The sequence below is a fragment of the Novosphingobium marinum genome (assembly GCF_013408095.1).
GTDB lineage: Bacteria > Pseudomonadota > Alphaproteobacteria > Sphingomonadales > Sphingomonadaceae > Novosphingobium > Novosphingobium marinum.
On the sequence record NZ_JACBZF010000003.1, the window covers coordinates 162,250 to 179,352 of the forward strand.

Annotated in this window: 17 protein-coding genes; 9 read left to right on the forward strand and 8 right to left on the reverse strand. The window is 65.3% G+C overall.

Translation table 11 applies throughout. The features are described from left to right. Positions 1–181: 181 nt before the first annotated feature. From fabI to FHS75_RS10100, 3 genes are read right to left on the reverse strand one after another with little or no spacing between them, the layout of a single operon-like run. Entirely contained in the window at positions 182–985 is an 804-nt protein-coding gene (fabI, locus tag FHS75_RS10090) for an enoyl-ACP reductase FabI (protein ID WP_179407605.1), read from the reverse strand. After that, positions 982–2,004, reverse strand: coding sequence for a YihY/virulence factor BrkB family protein (locus FHS75_RS10095; RefSeq protein WP_179407606.1), 1,023 nt, complete (start codon positions 2,002–2,004; stop codon positions 982–984). Before FHS75_RS10095 ends, fabI begins: the two co-directional genes overlap by 4 nt. A gap of 17 nt (positions 2,005–2,021) precedes the next feature. Continuing rightward, a complete protein-coding gene (locus FHS75_RS10100; protein ID WP_179407607.1) occupies positions 2,022–2,960 on the reverse strand; it encodes a DnaJ C-terminal domain-containing protein in 939 nt (312 codons plus the stop codon). Positions 2,961–3,066: 106 nt separating this feature from the next. Here FHS75_RS10100 and pdxH point away from each other — a divergent pair, with 106 nt between their 5' ends. Genes pdxH through FHS75_RS10115 form a run of 3 tightly spaced genes read left to right on the forward strand, consistent with a single transcriptional unit; the run spans position 3,067 to position 5,416 of the window. Further along, positions 3,067–3,675 (forward strand): pyridoxamine 5'-phosphate oxidase, encoded by a 609-nt coding sequence (gene pdxH, locus FHS75_RS10105; protein WP_179407608.1) that lies wholly within the window; start codon positions 3,067–3,069, stop codon positions 3,673–3,675. Then, positions 3,672–4,622 (forward strand): cation diffusion facilitator family transporter, encoded by a 951-nt coding sequence (locus FHS75_RS10110; RefSeq protein WP_179407609.1) that lies wholly within the window; start codon positions 3,672–3,674, stop codon positions 4,620–4,622. The genes pdxH and FHS75_RS10110 overlap by 4 nt, the downstream gene beginning before the upstream one ends. Then, complete coding sequence (locus FHS75_RS10115) at positions 4,619–5,416, forward strand: PhzF family phenazine biosynthesis protein (RefSeq protein ID WP_179407610.1); 798 nt, start codon at positions 4,619–4,621, stop codon at positions 5,414–5,416. The genes FHS75_RS10110 and FHS75_RS10115 overlap by 4 nt, the downstream gene beginning before the upstream one ends. On the opposite strand, the gene FHS75_RS10120 is transcribed toward FHS75_RS10115, so the two are convergent. After that, complete coding sequence (locus tag FHS75_RS10120) at positions 5,413–6,534, reverse strand: serine hydrolase domain-containing protein (RefSeq protein ID WP_179407611.1); 1,122 nt, start codon at positions 6,532–6,534, stop codon at positions 5,413–5,415. The two genes, FHS75_RS10115 and FHS75_RS10120, sit on opposite strands and share 4 nt — an antisense overlap. A 31-nt stretch (positions 6,535–6,565) precedes the next feature. Here FHS75_RS10120 and FHS75_RS10125 point away from each other — a divergent pair, with 31 nt between their 5' ends. Beyond that, a complete protein-coding gene (locus FHS75_RS10125) occupies positions 6,566–6,946 on the forward strand; it encodes a hypothetical protein (protein WP_179407612.1) in 381 nt (126 codons plus the stop codon). Here FHS75_RS10125 and mnmA read toward each other — a convergent pair. Further along, positions 6,943–8,109, reverse strand: a complete 1,167-nt coding sequence (mnmA, locus tag FHS75_RS10130; protein ID WP_179407613.1) for a tRNA 2-thiouridine(34) synthase MnmA — start codon at positions 8,107–8,109, stop codon at positions 6,943–6,945. The genes FHS75_RS10125 and mnmA overlap by 4 nt on opposite strands. Positions 8,110–8,193: 84 nt before the next feature. Continuing rightward, the gene (locus FHS75_RS10135; protein WP_179407614.1) at positions 8,194–8,436 is read right to left on the reverse strand and encodes a hypothetical protein; all 243 of its coding nucleotides are present in this window, start codon (positions 8,434–8,436) and stop codon (positions 8,194–8,196) included. A 104-nt stretch (positions 8,437–8,540) separates the two neighbouring features. On the opposite strand from FHS75_RS10135, the gene sciP reads away from it, so the two are divergent. From sciP to FHS75_RS10160, 5 genes are all read left to right on the forward strand, one after another. Next, positions 8,541–8,840 (forward strand): CtrA inhibitor SciP, encoded by a 300-nt coding sequence (gene sciP, locus FHS75_RS10140; protein WP_179407794.1) that lies wholly within the window; start codon positions 8,541–8,543, stop codon positions 8,838–8,840. Positions 8,841–9,085: 245 nt separating this feature from the next. Next, positions 9,086–10,291, forward strand: a complete 1,206-nt coding sequence (locus FHS75_RS10145) for an efflux RND transporter periplasmic adaptor subunit (RefSeq protein ID WP_179407615.1) — start codon at positions 9,086–9,088, stop codon at positions 10,289–10,291. Between the two features lie 18 nt (positions 10,292–10,309). After that, on the forward strand, positions 10,310–13,483 hold the full coding sequence (locus FHS75_RS10150; protein ID WP_179407616.1) for an efflux RND transporter permease subunit: 3,174 nt from the start codon (positions 10,310–10,312) through the stop codon (positions 13,481–13,483). Between the two features lie 67 nt (positions 13,484–13,550). After that, positions 13,551–14,759 carry a DUF445 domain-containing protein gene (locus FHS75_RS10155; protein ID WP_179407795.1) on the forward strand — a complete coding sequence of 403 codons (1,209 nt, stop codon included), beginning with the start codon at positions 13,551–13,553 and terminating at the stop codon, positions 14,757–14,759. Next, positions 14,756–15,310: a GNAT family N-acetyltransferase gene (locus FHS75_RS10160; protein ID WP_179407617.1), complete on the forward strand. Its 555-nt coding sequence runs from the start codon at positions 14,756–14,758 to the stop codon at positions 15,308–15,310. The genes FHS75_RS10155 and FHS75_RS10160 overlap by 4 nt, the downstream gene beginning before the upstream one ends. Here FHS75_RS10160 and FHS75_RS10165 read toward each other — a convergent pair. Beyond that, on the reverse strand, positions 15,300–16,133 hold the full coding sequence (locus tag FHS75_RS10165; RefSeq protein ID WP_179407618.1) for an energy transducer TonB: 834 nt from the start codon (positions 16,131–16,133) through the stop codon (positions 15,300–15,302). The two genes, FHS75_RS10160 and FHS75_RS10165, sit on opposite strands and share 11 nt — an antisense overlap. Positions 16,134–16,170: 37 nt before the next feature. Further along, complete coding sequence (locus FHS75_RS10170) at positions 16,171–17,103, reverse strand: electron transfer flavoprotein subunit alpha/FixB family protein (protein ID WP_179407619.1); 933 nt, start codon at positions 17,101–17,103, stop codon at positions 16,171–16,173.

Below are 17,103 nucleotides of genomic sequence, written 5' to 3' on the forward strand. Positions count from 1 at the left end.
TATGGACTTCAGGCATCCCGGTTCCCCTCCCTCGGAAGGGCGAACCAACACCACGTATCAGGCCACCATGGTCCGCGCGCATGCCAAAGCGCGCGTGAGATACCTCAGCGCCGCGGATCGCCTGACTTGAAGTGTTGCCCGGTCCCAGCGGTTGGCACCGCCAACCCGATCTCCGATGCCCTCAGCTGAGGGCGATATCGGGTGCGTCTTCCTGCTTCATGCCGATCGTGTGGTAGCCTGCATCGACATGATGCACCTCACCGGTCACGCCGGACGACAGGTCGGACAGGAGGTAAAGACCGCTACCGCCGACATCGTCGATGGTGACATTGCGCCTGAGCGGTGAATTCAGCTCGTTCCACTTCAGGATATAGCGGAAGTCGCCGATCCCGCTGGCAGCGAGAGTCTTGATCGGCCCTGCCGAGATCGCATTGACGCGAATGTTGCTCGGCCCGAGATCGTTGGCGAGATACTGGACACTGGTCTCCAGCGCAGCCTTGGCAACGCCCATCACGTTGTAGTGAGGCACGACCTTCTCGGCACCGTAATAGGTGAGCGTCAGGATCGAGCCGCCTTCGGGCATCATCGGAATGGCGCGCTTCGTCACCGCCACAAGACTGTAGGCGGACACGTTCATCGTCAGCAGGAAGTTGTCGAGGCTGGTATCGTGGAACTTCCCGCGCAATTCGTTCTTGTCGGAAAAGCCGATGGCATGGACGAGAAAATCGATCGTCGGCCAGCGCTCGGCAAGCGCGGCAAAGGCGCCGTCGAGCGCGTCCATGTCGGACACGTCGCAGTCGATGAGGAAATCGCTGCCAACACTTTCCGCAAGAGGCCGAACGCGCTTGGCAAGCGCTTCGCCCTGGTAGGAGAAGGCAAGCTCCGCGCCATGCTCGTGCAGCTTCTGCGCGATGCCCCAGGCGAGAGACTTGTCGTTCGCCAGCCCCATGATGAGACCGCGTTTCCCCTGCATCAAACCCGTCATTCCAAAGCTTCCCGATCTGCCGGAGCGGCATCCGTGCCTGCTCCCTCCCTGCGCCGGTTCAGGTCTCGCTCTTCGGGACTTTCCGCAAGAGCGGCGTTCAACTCGGCGCCGATCACCATCCCTAACCCGACGAGCCAGAAAAAGAAAAGCGCGATCATGACGCCCGCGAGGCTGCCGTAGGTCAAATCGTAGGCGAAGAACCGTCGAAGCACGATCGGCAGCAGGACCGTCACCGCCACCCACCAGAGCGTTACCAGCAACGCACCCGGCCACTTCGGATAATTCCGGCCCTGGTAGGCGGCAGGGGTAAGGGTCACGAAAAGGAGGAAGATCGAGCAATAGAGGCCGAAGGCACTGACCACACGCGAGTAGATCAGGCCGGTAAAGACGCTGCCCAGCTGTGGGAACCACGAACCGACTACTTCCTGAGCCGCCGAGATGGCGACCGTGGCCGAAAGCGAGAGCAGCAGGAGGACGACCGAGCCGAAAATGACACCCGTCGAACTCAGTCGATAGCGCCAGAACGCACGGGTCAGGGGCGTGCCGTAGGCCCGGTGGAGAATGTCACGTATCGTCTCGATCAGACTGCTAGCCGTCCACAGGCCGAACAGCGCCCCCACCCACAGCAGCCACCCGTCGCGAGCGGCGACGACGTCGCGTGCAACCGGCCCGATCGCCTTGGCTACCATGGGCGGGACTGCTGTCAGGAACGCGTCGATCGATGCCTCGCGCTGGCCGCTGTCCCCTATCGCCGAGGCGATTGCCGCCGCGACGATGAAGAACGGGAACAGCGCGAGGATCGCCATGTACGCAAGATTGCCGGCATGGATGAACCCGTCGTAATAGGCCCCGGTCCAGACACGGCGGGCAACCTTGAGGATGCGGGAGATGCGGTCGCTCCCGATCCGCTCGCGAATGCGGCGGCGGCGGCCCTTGCTGCGGCCAATGGCCTCGACGCGGCGTGCTTCGGGCGAATAGTCCGGCAGCGCTTCGGGATCGGCTACCGGCTTCTCCTCCATGGCGACCGTGCCCGGGCTCAGACGCCCAGGCGAGCCCTGACCTGGCGGGTGTCTCGCCAGCCTTCGAGACGCCTGGCGAGATCGGCGTCCGATTCCGGAAGCTCGATCCCGAGCGTCACCAGCTGATCGCCGCGGGAGCCGTCCTTGCGCTTGAAGCCCCGGCCCTTGAGGCGGAGGGTCCGGCCCGAACTGCTGCCTTCCGGCACGGTCATGACGACGGCCCCTTCCACGGTCGGCACCTTGACCTTCGCGCCGTTCAGCGCTTCGTCCAGGGTCACCGGGAGTTCGAGGCGGATGTCGTCGCCGTCCCGCCTGAAATGGGAATGCGGATCGATCTGGATCGTGACGATCGCGTCGCCGTTCCCGCCGGGTCCGGCTTCACCCTTGCCCGACAGGCGCATCTGCATCCCGTCCTCGACTCCGGCGGGGAGCTTGAGATCGATCGTCTTGCCATCGGCGAGCGTGATGCGCTGGTCGGCTCCGACAGCAGCGTCGGGAAGCGATACTCGCAGGCGGTACTGCACATTCGCTCCCTTCGGCGCCGCGCGCGCCCTGCCGCTGCCTGCCCGTCCGCCGAACCCGGCACCGCCGGTTCGCCCTCCGAAGAGCCCCTCGAAGATGTCGCCGATGTCGACGTTCTCGCCGCCGAAGCCCTCGGCCCGGAAACCGCGCTGTCCGCCAAATCCTCCGGGGCCGCCGTTCCCGCCGCCGAACCCGTACCCCATGGTCGGGTTGCCATCGATGTCGATCTCGCCGCGATCGAAGCGGGCGCGCTTGTCCTTGTCGCTGAGCAGGTCGTAAGCGCGCGTCGCGTCGCTGAAGCGTTGCGCCGCATCGGGATTGTCCTTGTTCCTGTCCGGATGAAGCTCCTTGGCGAGCGTGCGATATGCGGACTTTATATCCTTGTCGCTTGCACTGCGCGAGACGCCCAGGACGGAATAGGGATCGGCTGCCATGGCAATAAGCTAGGTAGGCTCTCCCGTTCCGGCAAGCCACGCTTTTCTAGTACGGCGCAACCGATTATGGGCGGCATGCCTGCATCGAACCGAAAGGAAACGGACAGTGAGCAACGCCGAATTCGAGGATGTGATACCGCATCGCGATCCGCTGGCGATATTCGACGACTGGTTCGCAGAGGCACGCGTGGCCGAGCTCAACGATTCGAATGCCATGGCCCTGGCTACCGCGACTCCCGATGGTCTTCCCTCGGTACGAATGGTGCTTCTCAAGGGCCACGGCCCGGACGGGTTCGTGTTCTACACCAACGGTCGCAGCCGCAAGGGGCTGGAAATCCGCGCCAATCCCAATGTCGCCCTGCTATTTCACTGGAAATCCTTGCGCCGGCAAGTGCGCATCGAAGGATCGCTGGCGCCGGTCGACGACGAGACGGCCGATACCTATTTCCACAGCCGCGCGCGCGATTCGCAGATCGGCGCCGTCGCGTCCGAACAGTCCGCCCCGCTCGACAGCCGTGAGACGTTCATCCGCCGCTACGAAAATGCCAGGGCGCGTTTCGAGGGAGGGGAAGTCGAACGGCCCGCTCACTGGACGGGATTTCGTGTCGAGCCGCGCGCCATCGAGTTCTGGCAGGACCGTCCGCACCGGCTCCATGAGCGCCGGCGCTTCGTGCGCGGTGACCGGGACTGGTCCAGCACGCTGCTCTACCCGTGACCGCGCGCGCACGTTCACGCTGGCTCAACCGCAGCGCCGCATTCGCGAGCATAGCGACGGCGATCTTCCTTGTCCTGCTCAAGGCATGGGCGGCATGGTCGACCGGTTCCACCGCGATGCTGGGCAGCCTGGCGGATACGGTCCTCGACCTCGTCGCCAGTCTCGCGACGCTGACCGGGGTCTGGATCGCCGCCCGCCCCGCCGATGCCGAGCATCGCTTCGGTCACGGCAAGGCGGAGGCATTGGCGGCGATGTTCCAGGTCGTGCTCATTTCGATCTCCGCGATCGGCATAGCGACGCGCGCGATCGAGCAGATGCTCTCGGGCAGCAGGCCGCATGCGGCGGCAGAGGGCATCGGCGTGTCCGTGATCGCGATCGTGGTCACTCTAGGCCTGCTTTCGTGGCAGCGCTACGTCATCCGGCGTACCGGTAATCTCGCTATCGCGACCGATCATGTCCACTACCAGTCGGACCTGCTGCTGAACCTTGCCGTCATCGCCGCACTTGCGCTCGATCGCTATGCGGGGATCGCGGGGATCGATCCGCTGTTCGGGCTGGGCATTGCCGCGTGGCTCGCCTGGGGCGCATGGGGCGCATCGCACGATGCCATAGAGCAGCTGATGGATCGCGAATGGCCCGACGACAAGCGGGAGCGCTTCCTAGACGTCATCGCCCGCAATCCGGACCTCAAGGGGGTGCACGATCTGCGCACGCGCACGTCGGGCGATCGAGATTTCGTGCAGTTCCACGTGTGGATCGACCCCGACATGACGGTGCGCGAGGCGCACAAGGTCATGGACGACATCGAGGCGCGCCTGCATCGCGAGTTTCCCGACGTCGAGATCCTCATCCACCCCGACCCGGAAGGCCTCGTCGACGAAGAGGGGATGGCGGCGAAGAACGTCCTCCCCGACGCCAACGACCTCGTTACGAAAGCGACAACATGAACCGCTCGGTCCCCTATTTCCACGTCGACGCATTCGCCTCCGAGCCTTTCGCGGGCAACCAGGCGGCGGTGATGCTGCTCGATGGCTGGCCCGACGACGAGACGCTGCAGAGGATCGCCGAGGAAAATAACTTTGCGGAAACGGCCTTTCTCGTGCCGGATACGAGCGGAACCGCAGACCTTGAATTGCGGTGGTTCACACCCGCTCTCGAAGTGCGGCTATGCGGTCACGCAACGCTCGCTTCGGGCCATGTCCTGCTTTCACAGCAGGCCGGCCGCGACGCCGTGACTTTCGGCACCCGCAAGGCGGGCGTTCTCGAAGTGCGCCGTTCGGGCGAGGGCTACGAACTGGCGCTGCCCGCGATCCAGACGCGGCCCGAAAACTGGGCCGAAGCGGCTGCGGCCTTGGGCGGCGAACCGGTCGAGGTCTGGCGCAATCCGGACGGCTACAACGTTTTCCTCTACGACGAGGAAGCGGCGGTCCTCTCCCTCGGACCCGACATGCGCGCGCTTGCCGGCTTCGGCGACCACCAGTTCATCGCAACGGCTCGCGGAACGCGGACCGATGTCGTCAGCCGCGTATTCGTGCCGGGAGCCGGAGTGGACGAGGACAGCGTGACCGGCTCGGCGCATGCGGTCCTGACGCCGTTCTGGGCCGCGAAACTGGGCCGCGACGCCTTTACTGCCTATCAGGCGTCGCGCCGTGGCGGGCATCTCGCATGCAGGCTCGACGGCGAGCGCGCGTTCCTTGGCGGCTCCTGCGTGACGGTGGTCGAGGGCCGGTTTCGCTTCTAGCCGGGAAACAGCGCGACGAGTTCGGCGAGCCTGCGGCGCAGTTCGGGCTGGTCCTCCTCGGCGGTGTGGCCCAGGCGCACAACCGTCAGCTTCTTCTCGCGCGAGGCAAGGGCATACTGGCCGAGGTGCCCCATGCAGGCGAACATCGTCTCGGGCGCGCCCGGGAAGCGTATCTCCCCGTCGCGCGAGTCGGGCTTGTTGAGCCACATATGGCCGCCGTAAGAGGCATTGCGCGGCGAGGGCGAAGTCATGAAATCGATCCAGCGTCTTGGAACGACCTGCGCCCCGTCCACCGATCCGCCATGGCGGAAGAATTCGCCCAGCCGTGCCCAGTCGCGCGCGGTCGCGTAGATCATGCTCGATCCGATGATGGTGCCCGCAGCGTCGTACTCGGCCGTCATCGAATCCATGCCTGCCGGTTCGGTCAGCCTGCTTGCCAGGAAATCGGAGACCACGGCGCGGCGCCGCGCGGGATCGTCGCTGCGCGTCAGCGACCGCGCGACGAGATCGGACAGGATCATGCTCGTCGCCGAGGAGTATCCGAACTGACGCCCCGGCTCGGCCCGGAGCGGCTGCGCCTCCGCATAGGCCGCCATGTCGTCGCGTCCGTCGAGGAACAGCATCCGCACCGTGTCGGCTTCATACGGCGGATCGGACAACTCGGCATGGCGCAGGCCCGAGCGCATCTGGAGGAGCTGGCGCAAGGTCACTTCGCCGCGCGGGTCCCCCGGTCGGCGCCAGTCGGGCACCGGCGCACCCTCGTCGAGCCGCAGGCGGCCATCGCTCACCAGCAGGCCGACGAGCAGGCCGGTGACGCATTTCGACATCGACCAGCCGATCAGCCGCGTGTCGGCAGCATAGCCCGGCGCATATCTTTCGGCGACAACTTCGCCACCGCGCATCACGACAAGCGCGCGCGTCTCCCCGACGGACGATTCATCGAAGATCGCATCGACCGAACGCGCGAGCGCGGTTCCGGGCGCTCCCGGCTCTTCGGAGAGCGAGGCCAGCGCCTCTTCGCTGGGCGGCGGCGGACCGGCAGGGGGCTGGCTGCTGCATGACGAGAGGCTTGGCAGCGCCAGCAACGAGAGGATAAGGGATATGCGGCGCGTCGGCATGGCGCGCTCCTGATGCTCAAGCCCGATCGAAATGGCAATCTCCCAGCAACCTGTTTCCCCGCAGCCGGTCCACCAGCCTGCACCGAACCGCCGCCCGCGACGGCGAAAGCGCAAGATCGCGCTTGCCGTCGTCGTCGCCCTGGCGGGGATCGTCGCCTGGTACTGGCGACCTATGCACGAGTTCGGCCTGACCGCCGCATCCTTCGGCGCGCGGGTGGCTTGTCCGTGCCGCTATATCTCGGGAAGGCCGCTGGAGACCTGCAAGGACGATTTCGAGGAGGGCATGGACCTTGTCTTTCTAAGCGAGGACGAGGAGGCCCGAAGCGTCACGGCGACCGTTCCCCTGATCGCAAGTCAGACAGCCACTTTTCGCGAAGGTCAGGGTTGCGTTCTGGAAGGCTGGCGCGACTAGGCGGCCTGCGGCACTTCGGCAGGTTCGGTCGATGCGATCCAGCCGCCGCCGATCACCCGATCGCCCGCATAGATCACTGCGGCCTGACCGGGCGCTACCCCGTATTCGGGCACGTCGAAGCAAATCTTCGCATCGCAGCCGTCCGGAAGGTCTCCTTCGATCGTCACCGGTACGGGCTTCGCCAGCGAGCGCACCTTGGCCGTCAGCGGCGCGTCCGGTACCGGGCCGATACGATTGACCTCAGTGATGCGCGCCGACGATACCGCCAGCAAGCGACGCGGCCCTACGACGACCTTCCGTGCATCGGCATCGATGCGCACCACGTAGAGCGGCTCGGGCTGGCCGCCGATCTCGAGGCCCCGGCGCTGCCCTACGGTATAGTGGATGACGCCCCGGTGCGTGCCGAGAACCTCACCTGTCGTCGCGTGCACGATCTCGCCCCCCGCGACGCCTTCGGGCCGCATCTTCTTCACGGTGGAGGCGTAGTCCCCGTCGGGTACGAAGCATATGTCCTGGCTGTCGGGCTTCGCCGCGTTGCGCAGGCCCATTGCCTCGGCGATCGCGCGGACCTCGGTCTTCGGCAGTCCGCCGAGCGGGAACCGCAGGAACTCGAGCTGCTCCTCGGTCGTCGCGTAGAGGAAGTAGCTCTGGTCGCGTGCCGGATCGCTGGCGCGATGCAGTTCGGGCCCGCCCTCCCCCTCGAGGCGCTGCACATAATGACCGGTAGCGAGACAATCGGCCCCGAGATCGCGCGCCATGGCAAAAAGGTCGGTGAATTTCGGACCCATGTTGCATCGGATACACGGGATCGGCGTTCTCCCTGCGAGGTAGTCGTCCGCGAACCGTTCGACCACCTCCTCGCGAAACTGGGTCTCGTGGTCGAACACGTAATGTGCGATGCCGAGCCTGTCGGCGACGGCACGAGCGTCCCGGATATCGTCTCCGGCGCAGCAGGCGCCCTTGCGGCCCGTCGCGGCGCCATGATCGTAAAGCTGGAGCGTCACCCCGATCGTCTCCGCGCCGGTCGCCGCGGCCAGCGCGGCGACGACCGAGCTGTCGACGCCGCCGGACATGGCGACCACGATGCGCCTGCGAGAAAGCGGTCCTGGCAGCTGGAACAGCGCCGGTGCATCGACGCCCGGGATGAGGTCGGAAAGGTTCATGGGCGGCGCATATAGGGGGCATGTGCGCGCGTGAACAGGCCACGCGCGCGGTTCATGATCCTCAACACAGGGTAAATCGCGTCTTTACCGGTCCTTGAGGGAAGCCGGTTTAAAGAAGCCGGCATGGAGATCGAAGTCACCCACGAATGGATGCCGCAGGACGGCGCCCGAGTGCCCGTACAGCTCGACTGGCACGGCATGCGCTCGCGCCTGTTTGCAGGGCACGAGTTCCGCCGCCAGTTCGGACCAACCGGAAAAACGGGCCTTCGTCTCAGGCACGGCAGCTTTCATCGCAATGCGGCTCGGTTTCTTGCCGATCTCGATCATGGCTCACGTTCCGTTAACCCAACCGCTTTAGCGGATGGAAAGTTCAGGGGGGCCAACATCTTGGCCATCGCCGGGCCACCCGCGGCCGGTGATCGAGGGTAATGATGATCGAGAACCAGAAGATTCGTCCTGCCCAGGTCATTGGGCCGCTCGGAGAGCCGCTGACGATCGATACGCTGCCTCCGCCCAATACCACGCGCTGGGTCGTACGCCGCAAGGCCGAGGTGGTTGCCGCGGTCAACGGCGGGCTCCTGACCATCGACGAAGTCTGCGAGCGTTATCAGCTGACGCTCGAGGAATTCGCGTCATGGCAACGTGCGGTCGACCGGTCCGGCATGCAGGGACTTCGCGTGACCCGCATCCAGCATTACCGCGACCTTTACGAGCGACAGCAGAAGTACTGACGACCCGCTTCAGGCTCCGGCCGACGATCCCGCACCGCACGACTGTTGCCGATTTGTCGCGTTGAGCCGGCCAGGCTCAGCTTCGCATTGCCACCGGGGCGCGGCGGGTTTATTGCGCATCTCAGGAATTTTTTTGCGAGCACGCGGGCCGGCTGGCCTCGGCACGACATTCGCGCTTTTTCGAGGCGCGGGACTCGTCCGGGCAAGCCAGCCGCGTTCGTGCTGCGACCGGGATGCAAGGTCGAATGAACTACGACACGAAGATCGAGAGCGAAGAGACTGCCGAGGGCGGGGCACGGGCCTACGACCCTCTGGAAGCTGATGCCGCAGACGAACGGCGCAGCCGTCGCCGTCTCTGGATCGGCGCTGCGATCGTCCTCGCGATCCTCATCGCCATGTGGTTCATGTCGCGTGACGACGGCGCCGGAGCACTTGCCGAAGACGCCAGCGAACAGGCGCCGGTGGTCACGGTCGTGAGTCCCGGCCGGACGACGGTTCAGGGCGGGATCAGTGCGACCGGATCGCTGGCCGCTCGGCGCGAATTGCCGGTTGGTGCCGTTGGCGAAGGCGGGCGCGTCGATCGGGTTCTGGTCGACCAGGGTGACTGGGTGAGCCAGGGACAGGTTCTCGCGGTCATCGATCGCTCGGTTCAGACCCAGCAGCAGGCCGGGCTCGCCGCGCAGGTCCAGGTCGCTCAGGCCGACGCCCAGCTTGCGCAGTCCAACCTCGACCGCGCGCTTCAGCTCGTCGAGCGGGGGTTCATTTCGAAGGCGGACGTCGACCGCCTAACTGCGACCCGCGACGCAGCGGCGGCACGGGTGAAGGTGGCGCAGGCGCAGCTCGCCGAGATGCGCGAGCGAACCGCGCGCCTCAACATCCTCGCTCCCGCAGCAGGTCTTCTGCTCGAGCGCAACATCGAGCCGGGCCAGGTCGTCGGACCGGGAAGCGGCGTGCTTTTCCGCATCGCCAGCGGCGGCGAGATGGAGCTGCTCGCGCAAGTCGGCGAGGACGACCTTGCCAAGCTTTCGGTCGGGGCCTCTGCGGAAGTGACGCCGGTCGGATCCGAGCAGACCTTCAACGGCCAGATCTGGCAGCTCGAACCGACCATCAACGAAGGCGACCGGCAAGGCACGGCACGGATCGCGCTACCCTACGATCCGGCTTTGCGCCCCGGCGGCTTCGCATCGGCGCGGATCAACAGCGGCAGCGTGGTTGCGCCCATGCTTCCCGAATCCGCCCTGCTCAGCGACGATCAAGGTACGTTCGTCTATGTCGTCGGCAACGACGGCAAGGTGGCCCGTCGCAACGTGAGGACAGGATTCGTGACCGACGACGGAATCACCGTGATCGAAGGGCTCAACGGGACCGAGCGCATCGTCCTGCGCGCGGGCGGGTTCCTCAACCCCGGCCAGACGGTCAAACCCGTCCGGCAGGATGGAAAGCAAGGCTGAGGGCCGGGTCCGCCGATCATGAATTTTCGCAACATCTCGGCTTGGTCGATCCGCAATCCGGTCGTTCCGATCGTTCTTTTCCTGGGGCTCACGCTTGCGGGGATCGTCGCCTTTTCAGGCATGAAGATCCAGCAGGATCCCGACATCGAATTCCCGATGGTCATCGTCTCGGTTTCGCAGCCGGGTGCCGCTCCGACCGAGATCGAGACCCAGATCACCCAGCGGATCGAGTCCTCGGTCCGAACCATTAGCGGTGTTCGATCGCTCAGTTCGACGGCGAGCGAGAGCAACAGCCAGACGATGGTCGAGTTCCAGATCGGAACCGATATCAACGCGGCCGTGAACGAGGTGAAGAACTCCGTCGACCAGGTGCGCGGCGAATTGCCCGACGGCATTCTCGAGCCCCAGGTCTTCAAGGTTCAGACGTCATCCGATCCCATCGCCTATTTCGCGGTGGCCGCCGACGACATGACCATAGAGCAGCTGTCGTGGTTCATCGACGATACGATCGCCAAGCGGCTGCTCGCCATTCCCGGGATGGCGAACGTAGAGCGCGGCGGCGGCGTTGACCGCGAGATCGTGGTCGAGCTCAACCCGGCGCGCATGCAGGCGCTCGGCGTGACTGCCAACCAGGTCAACGCCGTCCTGCGGCAGGTCAACATCAACGCGGCGGGCGGCAAGGCGGAAGTCGCAGGATCGCGTCAGTCGGTTCGGGTTCTCGGGAACGCGGAAGACGCCTACGAACTCTCGCAGACGCAGATTGCGCTACCCGGCGGTCGCACCGTCAAGCTCGCCGACTTCGCAACGGTGACGGACCGCTACGGCGAACTGACCGCCAAGGGCAAGGTGAAGAACCGCGAAGTCGTGACGTTCGGGATTTCGCGCGCTCGCGGTGAATCCGACGTCAGCGTCTATGATGCGACGGTCGAGGAACTCGAGAAGATCAGCGAAGAGAACAACGGCCAGGTCCGCTTCACGCGCCTGTTCACCAGCGTCGATTACACCATCGGGCAGTACGAGAGCTCGATCGCCGCCATGATCGAAGGCGCGATCCTCGCCGTCATCGTCGTGTTCTTCTTCCTGCGCGACTGGCGCGCGACCGTCGTTTCCGCGCTCGCGATCCCGTTGAGCGCGATCCCGACATTCTGGTTCATGGACCTGATGGGATTTTCGCTGAACACCCTGTCGCTCCTCGCGCTCGGGCTCGTCGCCGGCGTTCTGGTCGACGATGCCATCGTGGAGATCGAGAACATCGTGCGCCACATGCGCATGGGCAAGTCGGCCTACCAGGCATCCATCGACGCCGCCGACGAGATCGGCCTGCCCGTCGTTGCGACGACCTTCTCCATCGTGGCCGTGTTCCTTCCGGTAGGCCTGATGCCGGGCGTTTCGGGGCAGTTCTTCAAGAATTTCGGCCTGACAGTCGTCGCTGCGGTGCTCATGAGCCTCGCGGTGGCCCGCATGATCACGCCGATGGTCGCGGCGTACTTCCTCAAGGCGCACGGCCATGCGGATCACGCCAGCGGTCCGATGATGGATCGCTACCTGCGCATCCTCGCCTGGTCGCTCGACAAGTCCAAGGCGCAGCGATACCGCGAAGGTCGTGGCGGGCTGCGCCGCTGGATGAGCCTGTTTCTCGATCACCGCATGTGGATGATGGGCGTGGGCTTCGCTGCGCTCCTGATTACCGGCGTCCTGTTCACCATGATCCCGATGCAGTTCTTCCCGGACAGCAACAGCGATTTCAGTCGCGTCTCGATCGAAATGGTGCCCGGCACCACGCTCGAACAGACCGAGCGCGTGGCGGACCGGGTCGCCGAGATCATCAATGAGCAGCCCGAAGTCGAAACCGCGCTCGAGCGTATCCGTGAGGGTCAGGCGTACATCTTCATCACGCTCAGGGACGATCGCGAGCGCACCAGCATGGAGTTCGAGCGCGAGTTGACTCCGATCCTGCAGCAGGTCCCGGACGCCCGCGTCAACTTCCTGAGCAATCAGGGCGGCGGCGGCACCGGCCGTGACATCTCGGTCATGCTTTCGGGATCGGATCCCGATGAGCTCAACAAGACCGCGGCGACGCTCGTTGAACAGATGCGCACGCTCGACACGGTCGTCGCGCCCCGTCTCAACGCCGACCTGCGGCGCCCCGAGCTCGTCATCGAACCGCGGCTCGATCTTGCGGCGCAACTCGGCATCACGACCGCAGCGCTCAGCCAGACTATCCGGATCGCCACGCAGGGCGAGATCGACCAGAACAGTGCGAAGTTCTCGCTGTCCGACAGGCAGGTTCCGATCCGCGTGAAGCTGCCCGAGGATTCGCGCAGGAACATCGAGACCCTTCGCAACCTTCCGGTTCCGACGGCAAACGGCGGATCGGTACCTCTCGAGCGCGTGGCCGAGATCCGCTTCGGCTCGGGCCCGACCCAGATCCAGCGTTACAACCAGAGCCGTCGCGTCTTCGTCGGCGCCGACCTTGCGCCGGGCGTGGTCAAGGGGACTGCCGACGAGCAGATCCAGAACCTGCCGATCATGAAGAACCTGCCGCAAGGCGTGTCGAATGCTCCGTTCGGCGCGGACGAGTGGCAGGCCGAGATGCTCAACAACTTCTTCATCGCGCTCGCGGCGGGGATCATGCTGGTCTTCTCGGTCCTCGTCCTGCTCTACCACCGGTTCGTGTCGCCGCTGGTCAACATGGGATCGCTGTTCCTCGCACCCCTCGGCGGCCTGATCGCGCTCCTGATCACGGGCCAGTCGCTTTCGCTGCCCGTATTCATCGGAGTGCTCATGCTTTTCGGGATTGTCGCAAAGAACTCGATCCTGCTCATCGACTTCGCGATCGAGGAGATGGCGACGGGCAGGTCGAAGTTCGAAGCCATCGTGGAGGCGGGCCACAAGCGTGCGCAGCCGATCATCATGACGACCGTCGCCATGACCGCCGGCATGGTCCCCACCGCGATTTCGCTTTCCGGCGACGCGGCCTGGCGCGCGCCGATGGGCACGGTCGTCATCGGCGGCCTGATCATGTCGACGGTCCTGACGCTGCTCATCGTCCCGGCGGGGTTCAGCCTTGCAGACGGTCTCGAAAAGCGGATCGGACCGAAGCTTCGCAAGTCGGTGCTCACTTTCGAGCCCGAGCATGCCGAGGACGATCGACGCCGCAGCCAGTCGGATACCGCGTACCCGGCCGAATAGCGGCCTGTCAGTGGCAATCGACAGGCCCATTTCCAGGATTGCGCCCGACAGGGACAAGGCGCGCCGCATGCGGCTGACGGCCACCGGGCTTCTCGTCGCGATGGCGGCGGCATTCATTTTCCTGAACCGCTATTCGGGCACGCACCCGGCCTGGGGCTATGTCCTGGCCTTCAGCGAAGCCGCGCTGGTCGGCGGCCTTGCCGACTGGTTCGCCGTGACGGCACTATTTCGCCACCCTCTCGGACTGCCGATCCCGCATACCGCGATCATTCCGGCGAACAAGGACCGGATCGCGGACACGATGGCGGCATTCCTGCGCAGCAATTTCCTGACCCCGCAGGTCGTCGCGCGCCGCCTTCACGGGTTCAACATTGCCGCCAGCGCCGGGGCGTTCCTCACCGATCCGGCACGCGGCGGCGAATCGCGCATTCGGGCAGGCGCGGCGGGCCTGTTCGCCGACATCCTCGAATCGCTCGACCAGGAGCGCCTGGGCGGCATGGTGAAGGCGGGCCTCAGGCGGCAGATCGAGAAGATCGACCTCGCCCCGCTCCTCGGCCAGATGCTGACCAATGCCATCGCCGACAAGCGCCATATCCCGGTGCTAGAGGCGATGATCCGCTGGATCGGAGGGATGATCGAGCAGAACGAGACGCTGATCCGCGACATGATCCACGAACGTGCGAACACGATCATGCGCTGGACCGGCCTCGACGAGAGGCTGGCCAACGGCGTGCTCGACGGCACCTACCGCCTGCTTGCCGAAATCCTGGTCGACGAGCACCACCCGCTTCGCAGCAAGGCCGAGGAAGCGCTGCATGGCCTGGCGCGCGATCTTCTCGAAGACCCGGAGATGCAGGCCCGCGTCGAAAGCTGGAAGGCGGAAATCCTGGCCAACCCCGCGATCGGGCACTGGCTCGACGGCATGTGGGAACGCAGCCGGCAGGCACTGCTCAGAACGGTACGCGATCCGGATAAGGCCTTGTCGGGCAGCATAGGCCTGAGCCTCGGAGAGCTGGGCAAGGCCCTGTCGGAAGACCGCCGCCTGCAGCAGCTGATCAACCGGTTTTCCAGGCGCACGCTCGTCGGCATCGTGTCGCGCTATGGCGACGAGATCGTACGCATCGTGTCGGAAACCGTCCGCCGCTGGGATGCCAAGACCGTGACCGCGCGGATCGAAGGTGCGGTGGGCCGCGACCTCCAGTTCATCCGGATCAACGGTACCCTCGTCGGCGGCTTCGTCGGCCTGTGCATTCACGGGCTGGAGAAGCTCCTGTGAGCGAGACGGCACCTGTACTGGTTACCAAGAGGCTGGAACTGTGGCGGCCGTCTGCCGCCGACCTCGAGGATATGGTCGACCTGCTCGAGGAGCCGGAAACGCGCCGCTATCTCGCCATGGACGAGGTGACGCATGCCGACGTGCACCAGCGATTGTGCCGCAATGCGGGAAGCTGGAGCCTCTACGGCTACGGCCTGTTCGCGGTGCGCCTGCTCGGCGGTCCGCAGATCGTCGCGTCCTGTGGGATCTTCCACAGCTGGCGCGGGTTCGACGATGCGATGAACGACGTTCCCGAGGCCGGCTGGATCGTCCGGCTCGACCGCGAAGGGCACGGCATCGCGCGCGAGGCGATGGAGGCTGCGCTCGGGTGGTTCGACGATGAGCACGGCCGCAGCCGTATCACCTGCATGATCGACGAGGGCAACGAAGCGTCGCACCTGCTTGCACAGCGCCTGGGCTTCACGCCGTTCGGAAAGCATTGCGAAGACGGGGACGGCGCCGATCTGGTGCTTTACGAGAGGCTGTCCACCAAGGGTCCTGTCAGCCCATGATCCACGTAACGCTGCCTGCGTAGAACGATGCCACCGGGCTTCCCGCCGCGTTCAGGGCAGGGTCGAAGCGCGCATGGTCCATCAACTGGTGGCACGTTTCTTTCTTGAAGATGTCGGATGCCACGGCGGATGCAATCGTGCAGCCGGTGGGCATGCCTTCCGCATCGACCATCAGGACGAAATTGACGATCCCCTGCATACCCTGGGTAAGGGCACGCAAAGGGTAATCGTTCGGCAGGATCCACCGGCCGGGATTGGAGGACGGGCGAGGTCGGTTTTTCAGGGCGCGCTGCTCGGCCGGATCGAAGCCCCACCTGCTGACGAGATTGTCGGTGCACGACCGAAACGCTTCGAACGGCTTCCCGAGCAAACCCGTCTCGAGGACGAGTGCGTGCCGTTTCCATTCGAGAGCGACGGTACCTATCGCATTTTCGACATCCGGCGGGATCGATGAATCCTCGTCCTCCGCCTCCCGCAATCTCGCTTTCGAGACGAGGACGACCGGTTTGCCCTCGGTCGTCTCGGCGGTTCGGGCCTTCAGGACGTTAGGGTCAGGATCGCCCGGGCCGAACGATACGGTGATTTCCTGCCCGAACCTGATCGACGAGAGGTCGTCGCCGACGAGCATAAGGCCGAAGTCGTTATCCGGTGCGAACCGCTCGAAGCGAAGCACGAGGGGCCGTTCGCGCGTGCCGAACTCGCGGCCAAGATAGCAGGTGCTCTCGTCCCAATGAACGTTCCAGGCGCCCAGAGGTTCGAGAACCCGAGGTTCTTTCGCACTTGCTTCCGGCACGCCGAACGCGACGGCCGGAAGCAGTGCCAATACGACCAGGAGGGAGCCGACCGGTTTCACGGCCCGATCAGAGCTTGTCGGTGAGCTCCGGTACGGCCTTGAAGAGGTCGGCGACGAGACCGATGTCCGCGACCTGGAAGATCGGGGCGTCCTCGTCCTTGTTGATGGCGATGATGGTTTTCGAATCCTTCATGCCCGCAAGGTGCTGGATCGCGCCCGAGATGCCGATCGCGATGTAGACTTCGGGAGCAACGATCTTGCCGGTCTGGCCGACCTGGTAGTCGTTGGGCACGTAGCCGGCATCGACCGCCGCGCGGCTCGCGCCGACGCCTGCACCGAGCTTGTCGGCGAGCGGCATGATGTACTGTTCGAAGGTCTCGGCATCCTTGAGCGCGCGGCCGCCGGAAACGACGATGTTCGCGCTGGTCAGTTCGGGGCGGTCGCCGCCCTCGGCGATTTCGGCGCCGACGAAGCTGGAGAGGCCGGAATCGCCCGCGCCGCTCACGTCCTCGATCTCGGCCGAGCCGCCTTCGGCCCCGGCCTTTTCGAACGAGGTTCCGCGCACGGTGATCACCAGCTTTTCGTCAGTGCTCTCGACCGTCGCGATGGCGTTGCCCGCGTAGATCGGGCGAGTGAAGGTCTTGTCGCCCTCGACCGAGAGAATGTCCGAAATCTGCATCACGTCGAGCAGCGCCGCCACACGCGGGGCGATGTTCTTGCCGGTAGTGGTGGCCGGCGCGAGGAAGGCGTCGTGATGACCCATCAGGTCGACGACGAGCGGCGCGATGTTCTCGGCCAGCGCGTTGGCGTACGCGGCATCGTCGGCGAGGTGGACCTTGCCCACTCCGGCGACCTTGGCGGCTTCTTCGGCCACGGCGCGACAGCCCGAACCCGCGACGAGCAGGTGGACTTCGCCGAGCCTGGAGGCGGCGGTCACGACGGCGAGCGTCGCATCGCTCATCGCCGCATTGTCATGTTCGACCCAGACGAGCGTTTTCAT

Bases quoted from the DNA above. Each gene is read 5' to 3' on its own strand.
- fabI (WP_179407605.1), bottom strand. From the start codon at position 985: ATGACGGGTTTGATGCAGGGGAAACGCGGTCTCATCATGGGGCTGGCG.
- FHS75_RS10095 (WP_179407606.1), bottom strand. From the start codon at position 2,004: ATGGAGGAGAAGCCGGTAGCCGATCCCGAAGCGCTGCCGGACTATTCG.
- FHS75_RS10100 (WP_179407607.1), bottom strand. From the start codon at position 2,960: ATGGCAGCCGATCCCTATTCCGTCCTGGGCGTCTCGCGCAGTGCAAGC.
- FHS75_RS10115 (WP_179407610.1), top strand. From the start codon at position 4,619: ATGAACCGCTCGGTCCCCTATTTCCACGTCGACGCATTCGCCTCCGAG.
- FHS75_RS10120 (WP_179407611.1), bottom strand. From the start codon at position 6,534: ATGCCGACGCGCCGCATATCCCTTATCCTCTCGTTGCTGGCGCTGCCA.
- FHS75_RS10125 (WP_179407612.1), top strand. From the start codon at position 6,566: ATGGCAATCTCCCAGCAACCTGTTTCCCCGCAGCCGGTCCACCAGCCT.
- mnmA (WP_179407613.1), bottom strand. From the start codon at position 8,109: ATGAACCTTTCCGACCTCATCCCGGGCGTCGATGCACCGGCGCTGTTC.
- FHS75_RS10135 (WP_179407614.1), bottom strand. From the start codon at position 8,436: ATGATCGAGATCGGCAAGAAACCGAGCCGCATTGCGATGAAAGCTGCC.
- sciP (WP_179407794.1), top strand. From the start codon at position 8,541: ATGATCGAGAACCAGAAGATTCGTCCTGCCCAGGTCATTGGGCCGCTC.
- FHS75_RS10145 (WP_179407615.1), top strand. From the start codon at position 9,086: ATGAACTACGACACGAAGATCGAGAGCGAAGAGACTGCCGAGGGCGGG.
- FHS75_RS10150 (WP_179407616.1), top strand. From the start codon at position 10,310: ATGAATTTTCGCAACATCTCGGCTTGGTCGATCCGCAATCCGGTCGTT.
- FHS75_RS10155 (WP_179407795.1), top strand. From the start codon at position 13,551: ATGCGGCTGACGGCCACCGGGCTTCTCGTCGCGATGGCGGCGGCATTC.
- FHS75_RS10170 (WP_179407619.1), bottom strand. From the start codon at position 17,103: ATGAAAACGCTCGTCTGGGTCGAACATGACAATGCGGCGATGAGCGAT.